General features: G+C 51.2%; 9 protein-coding genes and 1 pseudogene. 5 read left to right on the top strand and 5 right to left on the bottom strand.

Going from position 1 to position 12,002, the window contains the following annotated elements; genetic code table 11:
* The first annotated feature begins 570 nt into the window (after positions 1 to 570).
* A complete protein-coding gene (locus Mal48_RS21540; RefSeq protein ID WP_145204747.1) occupies positions 571 to 2,265 on the top strand; it encodes an ATP-binding protein in 1,695 nt (564 codons plus the stop codon).
* 379 nt (positions 2,266 to 2,644) lie between these two features.
* Here the strand turns inward: Mal48_RS21540 and Mal48_RS21545 are convergent, their stop codons facing one another.
* The 5 genes and pseudogenes from Mal48_RS21545 to Mal48_RS21560 form a co-directional block, all read right to left on the bottom strand.
* Complete coding sequence (locus Mal48_RS21545; protein WP_145204749.1) at positions 2,645 to 3,673, bottom strand: SMP-30/gluconolactonase/LRE family protein; 1,029 nt, start codon at positions 3,671 to 3,673, stop codon at positions 2,645 to 2,647.
* Positions 3,674 to 3,712: 39 nt separating this feature from the next.
* Complete coding sequence (locus Mal48_RS21550; RefSeq protein WP_391601815.1) at positions 3,713 to 4,255, bottom strand: PTS sugar transporter subunit IIA; 543 nt, start codon at positions 4,253 to 4,255, stop codon at positions 3,713 to 3,715.
* Between the two features lie 60 nt (positions 4,256 to 4,315).
* Positions 4,316 to 4,417 (bottom strand): annotated as a pseudogene (locus Mal48_RS23915) (PTS sugar transporter subunit IIA); the annotation flags it as partial.
* Between the two features lie 20 nt (positions 4,418 to 4,437).
* Positions 4,438 to 5,391, bottom strand: coding sequence for a sugar phosphate isomerase/epimerase family protein (locus tag Mal48_RS21555; protein WP_145204753.1), 954 nt, complete (start codon positions 5,389 to 5,391; stop codon positions 4,438 to 4,440).
* Between the two features lie 931 nt (positions 5,392 to 6,322).
* A complete protein-coding gene (locus tag Mal48_RS21560) occupies positions 6,323 to 6,607 on the bottom strand; it encodes a hypothetical protein (RefSeq protein ID WP_145204755.1) in 285 nt (94 codons plus the stop codon).
* 125 nt (positions 6,608 to 6,732) lie between these two features.
* Between Mal48_RS21560 and bshB1 the strand changes: the two genes are divergently transcribed.
* From bshB1 to Mal48_RS21580, 4 genes are all read left to right on the top strand, one after another.
* The gene (bshB1, locus tag Mal48_RS21565) at positions 6,733 to 7,440 is read left to right on the top strand and encodes a bacillithiol biosynthesis deacetylase BshB1 (protein ID WP_145204757.1); all 708 of its coding nucleotides are present in this window, start codon (positions 6,733 to 6,735) and stop codon (positions 7,438 to 7,440) included.
* A gap of 215 nt (positions 7,441 to 7,655) precedes the next feature.
* The gene (gene dapB / locus Mal48_RS21570) at positions 7,656 to 8,456 is read left to right on the top strand and encodes a 4-hydroxy-tetrahydrodipicolinate reductase (RefSeq protein ID WP_145204759.1); all 801 of its coding nucleotides are present in this window, start codon (positions 7,656 to 7,658) and stop codon (positions 8,454 to 8,456) included.
* Positions 8,457 to 8,506: 50 nt separating this feature from the next.
* The gene (locus tag Mal48_RS21575; RefSeq protein WP_145204761.1) at positions 8,507 to 9,751 is read left to right on the top strand and encodes a DUF6807 domain-containing protein; all 1,245 of its coding nucleotides are present in this window, start codon (positions 8,507 to 8,509) and stop codon (positions 9,749 to 9,751) included.
* A gap of 303 nt (positions 9,752 to 10,054) precedes the next feature.
* On the top strand, positions 10,055 to 11,905 hold the full coding sequence (locus Mal48_RS21580) for a CRTAC1 family protein (protein WP_145204763.1): 1,851 nt from the start codon (positions 10,055 to 10,057) through the stop codon (positions 11,903 to 11,905).
* Positions 11,906 to 12,002: the final 97 nt, after the last annotated feature.

The raw sequence follows: 12,002 nt of genomic DNA on the forward strand, positions 1-12,002 counted from the left end.
AGAGTAAATCCAATATTGGTCTTTATGTTCCGCCTCGTGGCGAGGAGGCTATGAAGTCATAAAAGTGAGCTTCACGGGCACGACCAGCATTGAAGATGCTCTAATCTTCAAACTATCGTCAATCGGAGGTCACTTCAAGCATTTCCATCGCTTTTTTTTGAACAATTCAAATCCGTCGTGGCCTTGTCGCTGACTCGTTGACCTGATCGGCAAACTTTCCCGTTTTTCACAGCTTGCCGCTGCGAAATGCTGGATAAACTACATAAAACGGGGCATCCAAGCTCAGGGTTGTCGCGGGATCGTTCTTGCCCTGACTCGCAGAACCACGCATACTACAGGTCTGTCGATTTTTGAGTGTCGCGTGTAGACTGCGAGTCCCTTTTCGTTGTCACAACGCAACGATTGTCTCGCTGGCCTTTGGGATGGACGGTCCACCTTGCTGATTCGATCAGTATTGCCGTCAATTGATATCAGAAGAGGTCTTTTGGCGAGATCGATTTTCAGCCACACAAGTAATATGCCCGGCCAACAGGTCCCAGAGTCATTCAGGGCACGGTTTAATAGAGCGTAATGTCCTACCGAAGATTCAAACGTCTGCTTGGAGAAACCAGCCTTGAGCGGAAATGCCGCTTGATGTTTGGGGGGGCGTTGATGTTGCTCATTACCGGTAGTTTCTACGTTTATGCTCAGCTGAATTTGCGAATTGTGCGGGAGCAGTATCGTGATCGAGCTCAGCTGCTGATCGCTCAGAACATGATGACAACACACTGGAAGGCGAGTCAAAACCCTAACGAGTCTGAGCTGATCGTCATCCCCGAGAACTTGAACGAAGCGCTTAAGCCCGACCGCTTGCGGGAGTTCAACTGGAAGTTCATGCCGGAGGATTACGAAAACGCAAGCACAACCGCCCGTCCGGTCGAGACCTTTGAAATCGAGGCGTTTCGAGATCTCCTCTCGAAGAAAGAACCTTACGTTATTCACGAAGATACAGAACGGGGGCGATATCTTTATTTTGAACCGATCATCGCCACTGAACTATGCCTGCAATGCCATCGTGATCGGCATTCCCCTCTTGTCAGCGAGACGAATCAGATCATGGGGATGGCCCGCATTACATTTGAGCTGAGGGAAACTCAACATGACATTGCTCGGAACAACGCCATTCTCATTGTGATGGCAATCGTCACGGCTGTCTTGGGGATGGGGGTGGCTTACGTCATTGTTCGTTATGTGATCGTCAAGCCAATTATGCACTTGAAAGACGTAAGCGATGCGATTGCTCAGGGGGAACTTGATCAACGGGCAGACATTCGAACCGGCGATGAATTTCAGGAACTCAGCCATGCGTTCAACCGCATGCTACGGCATCTCGTGACGACTCAGGAAGAGCTGAAGCAGTCTGCGGCGTCGCTGGACTACAAGGTCGACGAGCTTGCGCAGGCGAACCTGAGTTTGCATGAAATGAACAAAATTAAGAACGAATTCCTGGCCACGATGAGCCACGAACTTCGTACGCCGCTGAACAGCATTCTTGGGTTCAGTGATGTCCTGGCAGTGGCAGAAAACCTGAACGAGAAACAGAAAAAATACCTGTCGAACATTCAGACATCCGGGAATAACCTCTTACTGCTTATTAACGATATTCTTGATTTGGCGAAGATTGATGCAGGCCGGATGGAGGTCCACATCTCAGAGTTTTCGATCGCGGATCTCATCGAGCAATTGGCACTCTCCGTGAAGCCACTTGCGGAAAAGAAAAATATTGACATGGACTGGGAGGTCTCTGAGTCCGTGCCGGTTCTTGTTCAGGATGTCGGGAAGATGCAGCAGATTCTCTATAACCTGCTCTCGAATGCGATTAAGTTCACTCCTGAGGGAGGCCGAATCCGTATCGACGTTTCCATGCATGACGAAACGCTGTTTGACTTAGTTGTCGCAGACACCGGAATCGGGATTCCGCTGGAAGATCAAAGCATCATTTTCGAGAAATTCCGGCAAGGGCAAAACCTGGCTGGTTCAGACAGCATGACCCGCGAGTACGAAGGGACCGGGCTGGGACTGTCGATTATCAAAGAGCTCTGTCGCTTGCTCGGCGGAGAGGTCTCGCTGGAAAGTGAATTCGGAAAAGGGAGTACGTTCACCGTTCGCCTGCCGGTGGAACTTGCCTGCCAGAATCCTCTCGAATCTGCTGATTCCTTTACTTCAACACCCGCTGAACTGATGAAGGGCTCCAGCTCTCTAGGGTCGTTCAGCTCAGCCGATTAGAGCCAGTTTCGAATTGGTGTGCAGGCTCTGCCTCGTGGCGAACAGCAATTTTATTGGTCAAATGCGTTCTTCACGGGCACACGGTAAAGCAAACTGCTCTAGTCACTTCCTCTCGCAAGGCTTGCGATGAAGAATAAAAAACGCAACCAAAGCGATTCGGCTCAGGTTGCGTTGAGAAATAATGCGCAGCAAAGCTCGGTTCTCAACAGAGCCTTTTCAATGCTTGTCGCGTGCAGTGCTCGTCGCACCTGTGAAGTTCACTTTCATGAATTCATCGGCTGCTCGCCTCCTTGCCTGCCTCATTCACTTCGCTCTCTTGATGGCTGAGCGATCGTTGTTGAGAGAAGTTGCTCGGCGATTTGGGGAACTTCGGTGAGACTCAATGTCCCAGGCCGGTTGTTTTCGTCTGGATTCGGCACAGGTATGTGTCAGAGGTGATGTAGAGAATGGAACCATCTTTTCCGCCGAAAGTGCAGTTCGATGTCCGTTCACCGGTGCTGAGACGTCCTAAAAGTTTTCCAGTTGCGTTGAAGATGTAAACTCCACCAGGTCCCGTCGCGAAGATGTTGCCAGCTTTGTCGACAGCCAATCCGTCCGGAAGTCCGGGCCAGCCCTGTTTGACATGTTGCGTCGCGTCGTACATGACTTTGCCTTTTCCGAGTGTGCCGTCCGCTTTGACGGGAAACGACTTCCACAAGGCGGCTTCTGGATCGGATTGGGCGACGTAGAGTGTTTTCTCATCAGGAGAAAACGCGAGGCCGTTTGGGCGAGTCATTTCTTTGGTGAGAAGTGTCAACTCACCCGCTTTTGAGAGTCGATAAACGCCACAGAAATCGAGTTCGCGAAGTGGGTCGTCCCAGCGATTTGGGAGTCCATACGGCGGGTCGGTAAAATACAGATCACCATTGGAGTGGTAGATCAGATCGTTCGGGCTGTTGAGCCGTTTGCCTTTGTAGTTGTCGACGAGCGTTTGCTTGCCACCCGATTTTGTAAGCACTGAGAGCCGGCGATCACCATGTTCGCACATCACCAATCGACCTTGAGGGTCCAGGACTAAGCCGTTGCTTCCTGGCTCTGCACCATAATCTGCGACTCCGGTGTATCCCGACGGTTTCATGAAGAGCGAAGCACCTTTGCCTTCCACCCATTTGAAGATGGAGTTATTTGGGATGTCTGAAAAAAGCAGGTAGCCATCGCCCTGTTTCTCATTGACCCAGACTGGACCTTCCGTCCATTCGTATCCACCCGAGATGACGAAGATCTGAGCATCTTTGGCAACGAGTTGAGACAAGGCGGCATCGTTTTCGATGCGCTCGCCCAAAGAGGGAAAGTTTGTCGTATCCTGAGCCGTCAGAGCTGTGCTCAGGCAAAAAAGAAGTGCGGTTGTCTTCAGCAGAAACAGCCTCATCAGTCGGTCCTTTCAAAGAGTTTCTGCAAGAAATCGACTTTACGGCCCGAACTGCTTTTCAGCATTGAGGATGATTTCGTACGTTCTCAATGGGTCTTCTGTTTCGCGAATTTCAGGCAGGAAGTCCGGTAATTGAATCATCCGTGCCAGCCGTGCGATGACTTGCAAGTGGGTTCGAGCATCCTGGCACAGTACCAGGAAGAAACAATCAGTCAGCGAGTTATTACTTGCACCACAAGGAATTCCACTCAGGGTTCTTCCGAACGCAACCAGCGGTTCCCCAATCGCATCGGGAAGTGGCGAGCGAGGGTGAGGGATCGAGACACCATTGTCGAAAGCGGTCGAGTGGAGTTTTTCGCGTTCCTGAACTGCCTTCAGGATCGTAGCAGGTTCCCAGACTTGCCAAGTGCGGCCAGCAACTTCGATCATGCTTTCCAGCACCGAGCGTTTTGTTCGTGCTTCGAGTGGAACCTGTACCAGCTCGGGTTTCAGAAGGGAAGAGACAGGGATCTCAGGAGCGACTTCTGGCGAGGCTTGTGCCACTTCGAGCGCAGCGAGTTGGCTGTCTGAATACTCTCGCATTTCCTGTTCGAGCCATTGCGTAATTTCAGCAGCGTGGAATTGCCAGTCTTCTCCCCGTTTATGTGCGGGGATACGTCCACGGCTTGCGAGCCGTAGGATTTCGCGACTGTCTCGCCCTAGTTGGCGAGCCAGTTCATCAAGCGAGTACCATTCGTGGGCCATGGGAGATTCGAAATGCGTCTTCAGTAGGTGGAGGAGTCTTCGTCTGGAAACTCAGACAAAGTGTTTAAGCCCGTAAAACTTGTCTTCAACTCGTTAGAGAATAAAGCTGCCTGAGACCGAAGGCAACGTTCAATTAAGTCGTGGTGGTCCATTTTCCATAAGTCAGGGGACCAAACTTCTGTCTCGTACCATCCATCGTAGCCAGCTGATTCAAGGGCGTACACGATTTCGCGAAGAGGAAGATGCCCTTCGCCAGGGACTTCTCGGTCGTTCTCGTGTTGGGGTGACCCATAACAATCGGACAGGTGTACAACTGCGATCTTATCAACAATTGATCGAATTCGCGAACAAACGCCCTCTTCTCCTCCAAGGTGGTATGTTCCGAACGCAAGCTTCACTGCCGGATGATTCACTTTTTCGATCAATTCCAAGGCGTCGTCGAGGCTGTGAATGAAGGACCAGTTCTGCTGATAGACCTGATGCATTGGCTGGAGTGCGATGGAAACATTGTAGCTGGCGGCTAAATCGGCAAGCTCACAGAGTGCGGAAACAGCGAGGCGACGTGCGTGAGAATTGATATGGCGGTTTTGCGGGCCTGTCAGCACTGTCACTGCCGGAGATCGCAATTGACCGGCAACCCGAACGGCACGTTTGGCGTCCAGCATGACTTCGCTGTGACCAAACCCATTGTGGCCGGTGAATCCGCCAACCCAGCCGACGTTGGAGACACTCATGTCGGACTGACGCAGCAGTCGGACCCCTTTCTGGACTCCGAACTCAAGAAGCTTTCGCCAGCTCACACCAATCGCGGGGATGTTCCAAAGCTTGTAGGCCTCGATATCTTCAGCGACTGACCAGCGAATCGTCGTCAGTTCATTCATTGCGACGCGATGATGCAGTGCACTCGCATCAAGATTTTGTGCAACATTATCATTCACAGGGAGGCTCTGTGGGAGCTCCACTTTGGCGGGCATGGGGGTTTCCGATGACGGTCCAGTGTGCCGAAATGATGAAGCAGATGGTTTTTGCACGTCAACAAACCTGTTGGATATAGAAAGACGAAAGTCACTCAGAATGAGATGGGCAAGGGTGACAAGAAAAGTCGCGCTTGCAAGTCAGCCGAACTATGGAGAAATCCTGGAATGCAGAAGCTTACTGGCTCTAGCAAGATTGAAAGGGACACGAGTTCCCAATCATTCTGAACTACTGCATCAGCAAGATGAGCAGTTCTTACTACGAGTTCGGATTTTTGAGGGGCCCGGTTGGCGATTTAAGCGAGAGGGTCGAAGTGTACAGCTTTGAATTACGATATCGATTTTTATCAATGTCATTCCCCGGCTTCACTAAAGTGAAAAGAGCACCGGACGGAGAGACCCTAAGGTCGTCAAACTGCAAGGACATTTACAACACTCCCGAAAGACAAAATCTGCCAGTTCATGTGAGTCAGTATGTCTCTAGTGTGAAAAAAAAGCCATGACAGAACGCTGCTTTTCTAACAGAATGTTGCTTTGAGTTTTTTCCTGTCATTCACTCTTGACGAACGAGAAAGTTCTCTTCTACCGAAAGGTGATGCGTGCTGGCGCTTGGTCGAGGTTCGAGTCTCTTGTGACGGACTGCCAATGTGGCTTCGTCATTGCTGTGAATCAGTGATGAATCAATGGTCTCTTTGAACCTGTCTTTACTGCTACAGCAGCTTGCTCTGCTCGTGTCCCCATGAAGAACGCGTTGGCTGATCAAATTACCGTTCGCCACAAGGCAGAACCTGCAAACCAATTCGAGGGGTGTTCTCAACCAGTTCTGCAAAAGGGGCGCGTCCCTTTTCGTGGCCAAGCGATCATTGAGTTGTAAAAGTGGCTGGTTGAATGGAAGTGCCTGGGCGTATGCATGGCAAGCATTGCAAAAGCGTTAATCCTTGACGCCAAGGTTGCGTTCGATGTCACGCGCCTTGGGAGACACAAAGATTTTCCTCAGCTTCAATGGATCGTTGACTAGGATCTCATCATGCTCTTCACTGGTGATGTCTCCGGCTTCCTGAATCCAGGGGTCACTGGTTTGATCCGCTGGGTTTTCCCGAGCGCTGCCAGTATCGCGGTATCCGACGATTTGAGTGAATGGGCTAGAAAACGATGACTGACAGCCAGCGCACAGGACAACCACAAGCAGCGTGGCTGCAAATCGTTGAGAAGCCATGTCGAGAACTCCCGCTCGAAGAATGATCGAGCGAACGAAAGGTTGGAATGGTGATTGAGAAGGGGTGTTGAGAGGGGGGAATCCGCTATATTGCAGAAATCTCATTCCAGGTAAAGATCGATTTTATGAACCCTTTAGACACTCCACTCGACATATTAGTTGTCTCTCCTCACCCGGATGACGCGGAAATTAGCGTCGGAGGAACCATCATTCAGTCACTTCGGCAAGGAAAACGAGTCGGAGTGGTCGAATTAACAAACGGAGAGCCGACACCCCGCGGAACGATTGAGAGACGCAAATCCGAAACTGAATTGGCGACAAAAACTCTTGGTCTCACTTGGAGGCACCAGCTCGATTTGCCGAACCGTTCTCTGGAAAACAATCTCAGTGCTCGCAGAAAGCTGGCAGCGATTTTTCGCCTCACGCGGCCCAATGTTATTCTTGCTCCTTTTTGGGAGGATGCTCACCCCGATCATGTTGCCGCCAGTGCGTTGACGGATGCTGCCCGGTTTTGGTCCAAACTCAGCCGCAGCGATATCCCAGGCGACCCGTTTCATCCGCCACGCATCTACTATTTCTGGAGTATCCACTTAAGGATTCATCCCAAGCCTGCGTTTGTCGTCGACATTTCCGATGCCATCGACCAGAAAATGGAAGCTGTTCAATGCTTCGCCAGCCAGCTCATTGAAGGCCGCAGCCAGGAACACCCCACTCTGATTGACGATATCCGAGATCGGGCCCGTTATTGGGGCTGGACAATTCATTCCAGATACGGAGAGGCCTTCGCATCTCGTGAGGAACTCCGGATTTCTGACTTGGATCATATTGGATAGCAACAGGTCGTGATTCCTGCAGCATTTCGAGACTATTCTGAAAGTGATATCCTGAAGCGGAGTTTTGGCAGTCTGAAGATTGATCGTGTGGTCGTCATTGTGAGATAGTGGAAGAGGTTGCGCGATAGTTGGTCGTGAATGATGTTCAGAACCGCCTGAGATGAGATTCATTGCTTCGATGAATTCGAGACAAACATTCAATAAGAGAAAGTTCAATGGCCGTACCAATTCGAATTGCGATTCATGGAGCTGCTGGGCGAATGGGGCAACGACTTGTCGCATTGACCCATGTTGATCCGGAACTGGAACTCGCTGCCGCTTTAGAATCAGCAAGTTCACCCGTGCTGGGGCAAGACGCCGGTGAAATCGCTGGACTGGGAAAAATTGGCGTCGAGATCACCACGTCAATTCCTGAACACGTTGACGCGGTTATCGACTTCTCCGTTCCTGAAGGGGCAGTTGCGATTGCCGGAGTCTGTGCGGAGCGTCAGATTCCGTTAGTGGAAGCAACAACCGGATTAAGCGATGAGCAACGACAGGTTATCCTCGAAGCAGCTCAGCTGACACCCGTTGTGATGGCTCCCAGTATGAGCTTGGCGGTCAACTTGGCGATGAAGCTTGTCGCTGAGGCGGGGAAGGCACTCAAAAATCTTCCAGGTGGTGTCGATGTGGAAATCGTCGAGCGGCACCATCGATTCAAAGAAGATGCTCCCAGCGGGACAGCTCTGAAGTTCGGGGAAATCGTCGCCACGGAAATGGGGCAGTCAGAGCACAAACATGGTCGCGAGGGAATGACTGGTCAGCGATCGCAAAGTGAGATCGGCTACCACGCGCTTCGCACGGGCGATAACGTCGGCGAACACCAAATTATTTTCGGGATGATGGGTGAGACGCTCGAAGTTTACGTTCGCGGACATACCCGAGATAGCTACGCCTACGGAGCCTTGGCTGCAGCCAAGTTCGTCGCTACTCAAGGTGCTGGCTTGTACACTATGAAAGATGTTCTCGATATCTGAAATTCTCTCTGAACTCCCCCTTGTCTTCGATTTGATTTAGCAGGTAACCCATGGCAAAGTTTTTCTTGGCAAGCATTCTGTCCGCAAGCTTTTTGATTGTCGCCACCACGGGAGTTGTGCAGGCTGAGGAAGTGTTTCAGTTTGCCGTTCAGGCTGAGCAAGTTGCGAGAAAAGATTCGCCAATCTGGGTGGACCTGCCTAAGGCGTTGCAGAATGTTGAGGGAGATTTGGTATTGCGGCAAGCTGCTGGGGGAGGCCAGGTTGTCTCTCAAAAAAGTGAAGATGGGAAACGGCTCGTCTTTATCCCGAAAGAAGAAATTCCCGCGACTCAGGGGCGGTTGTATCAAATTCAAGTTGTTCCGAAATCTGATTCGACGCCGGCTGATTCAACCTTTGCCGTCAGGTGCATTAAAGATGACAAGACAGTTTCTCTCGCTTTGGGCGATCAGAAAATTCTGACTTACAACACCGCTGTCCTCGAGCCACCAGCTGGGACGTCGGAATTGTACCGCCGAAGTGGATTCATTCACCCTTTCGTAACTCCTCAGGGAAAGGTCGTGACTGATGGATTTCCGAGTGATCATCTGCATCAGCATGGGATTTTTGCAGCGTGGACAAAGACCTTTTTCGAAGGAGAAGGTGTCAATTTCTGGGACCAGTTAGGTGGCACTGGGACAGTCGGGCATCGCGAGATTCTCGAAACGACCTCAGGGGATGTCTTTGCGTCGTTCAAAGTTCGTCTGGCTCATGTCCTGACGAAGGGGGAGCCGCGCGATGTCCTCGACGAAGTCTGGACGGTTCGTTTGTACAACCTTCCGAAGATGCACCAGTTTGACATCGAATCGGTGCAAACCTGTGTTGCAAAAACACCGCTGACTATCGCAGAGTACCACTACGGCGGATTTGCTTATCGTGGGAGTGCTGAGTGGATTAAAAACGATCAACACCACATCATCACCAACGAAACGGATGATCGCGAAGTGGGCAATCACACGAAGCCAAACTGGGTGGGCGTTTACGGACCTGTTCAAGGCGATCTTTGCGGAGCTGCGATGTTCTCTCACCCCACGAACTTCCGCAGCCCACAACCGGTTCGGCTGCATCCCAGCATGCCTTACTTCGTCTACTCACCTGCAGTCCTTGGAGAATTTGAACTCGCACCGGGAAAACCGTTCGCAGCCAAGTACCGCTACCTTTCTTACGATGGCAAACCGGACGCAAAACGACTCGACTCTGCGTGGAAGAACTATTCCTCGGCTCCGAAAATTCAATGGGTCACAGCCACAGCACCATAAACTGGTGCTGTGAGAGCGGGTTACTTTGAGACGCTTCAAGAGTTCAAGCGTCGACGTGGCAAACAGGTAAACTTCACGGGCACACGGTAGAGCAGGCTGCTCTAAAAACTGAGTCTGTTTCAGTTGTGGTGAAGTTGTGTCGGTCCGCAAGCTTGTTGGAACAGCTTTGAATCTTCATGCTATGGGGCCGTGTCGAATTCATTCTCAAGAAGTAGAACTGATCCTGAAACTTGAATTTGCTCTTTCGAACGTTGAGAAAAGCAGCGATTCCAGAGGTTTTCGGACTGGTTCTAAGATAAGTTCATGACCCAAAATATTGATCCCGACGACGTTGCTGAAGAACAGGACGATGCCATTGTTGGCGCTGCTTTCAAGTGGTCGGTAATTGTCTTCGTTGGATTGGGGCTCATTGCTGGCCCAGTCGTTTACTTCATGACTCGCCCGCTTCAGGCTCCACCAGCGATAGAGTCGGAACTTGCAGCTGTCGAAGTTCGAGAAGTTGGAGCGGAGACCGCGCCGTCAGTTTCGTTTGTTGATGTTACCGAAGCTGCCGGAATTGACTTTGTTCATGAGAGCGGAGCGAGAGGCCAAAAACTTCTCCCGGAATCAATGGGGGGCGGTTGTGCCTTTTTCGACATGGACAACGATGGCGACCAGGATCTATTGCTCATCAATTCACAAACATGGGAAGAGTTCGCTGGGGAAGACGTCGAGACTCCTTCTCTGATGGCGCTCTATCGTAACGATGGGAGTGGTCACTTCGAGAACGTGACCTCGGGGTCGGGGCTTGATGTCTCCATGTATGGCATGGGAGTCGCCTGCGGAGACTACGATGGTGATGGGCTGGTTGATGTGTACATCAGCGCTGTCGGGAAGAATCGTCTGTTTCGTAATGAGGGAAACGGGAAGTTTCGCGATGTCACGGAATCGGCCAAGGTGTCCGGAGCAGATGATCAGTGGGGGACAAGCTGTGGGTGGTTTGATTACGACGGCGACGGTGATCTCGACCTGTTTGTCTGTAACTATGTGAAGTGGTCGCAAGAGTACGACCTTGCACAGGACTTTCAGCTGACAGGAGGTGACCGTGCCTATGGGCGTCCGCAAAACTTTGAAGGAACCTTTCCATACCTGTTCCGGAATGAAGGAGACGGGACGTTCACCGAAGTCGCTGAGGAAGCAGGTCTGCATTTGTGGAATCGGGCATCGAATGTTCCGATGGCGAAGTCGTTGGGCGTGATCATCGATGACTTCAATCGGGATGGCTGGATGGACTTGCTTGTCGCGAACGACACTGTGCAGAATTTTCTTTTTCTGAATAATCAGGACGGCACGTTCATGGAAGTCGGCACGCTGAGTGGTGTCGCCTTCGACATGGATGGGACTGCCAGAGGAGCAATGGGAATTGATGTTGCCCACTTTCGCAACAATGATTCCCTTGGTGTGGCGATCGGGAACTTTTCGAATGAAATGACGGCACTTTATGTCGCCGAAGACACTGCGATGCAGTTCGTTGATGAAGCGATCTCGAGTGGTCTTGGTCCGACAACCAGATTGAGTTTGACCTTCGGTGTTTTCTTCTTTGATTACGATCTCGATGGACGGTTAGATCTCTTTACCTCGAACGGGCATTTGGAGCAGGATATTAACCGCGTTCAACCGAGTCAGTTTTACGAACAGCCACCGCAACTCTTCTGGAACTGCGGGCATCAATCCGATACCGAGTTTCTACTTGTTGCGAAAGAGATCGTGGGCGAGGATTTTGCAAGACCGCTGGTGGGGCGCGGTGCGAGCTATGCCGACATCGATAATGATGGAGACTTGGATATTCTGATCGCCACGACCGGCCAGAAGCCCCGGCTGCTGCGTAATGACCAAGAGTTGAAGCACAACTGGATTCGATTCTCGCTGAAGGATGAAGGTCCGAATCGAAATGCCATAGGAGCACTTGTCGAACTGGACCTCGGAGAGAGCAAGCTTCAGCGGAGAGTTACGCCGACGAAAAGCTATCAGTCTCAGTCAGAGTTGCCCGTCACCTTTGGGCTGGGAGAATCGAACAGCATTCAGCAGGTCAGAATCACTTGGCCAGATGGAACTGTTCAGGTGGTGACGGAGTTCGAGTTGAATTCCGTTAATGAAATTCGAAAAGCAAATTGAATGTTTTTCAGGCAATGTTCGTCTTTGCGAAATTCGCTGAGAACAAAAAAACACGGGATGGAATCTTGCGAAACCATCCCGTGTTCAATTCGATCAA

Origin of the sequence: Thalassoglobus polymorphus (assembly GCF_007744255.1) — a bacterium.
Lineage (GTDB): Bacteria > Planctomycetota > Planctomycetia > Planctomycetales > Planctomycetaceae > Thalassoglobus > Thalassoglobus polymorphus.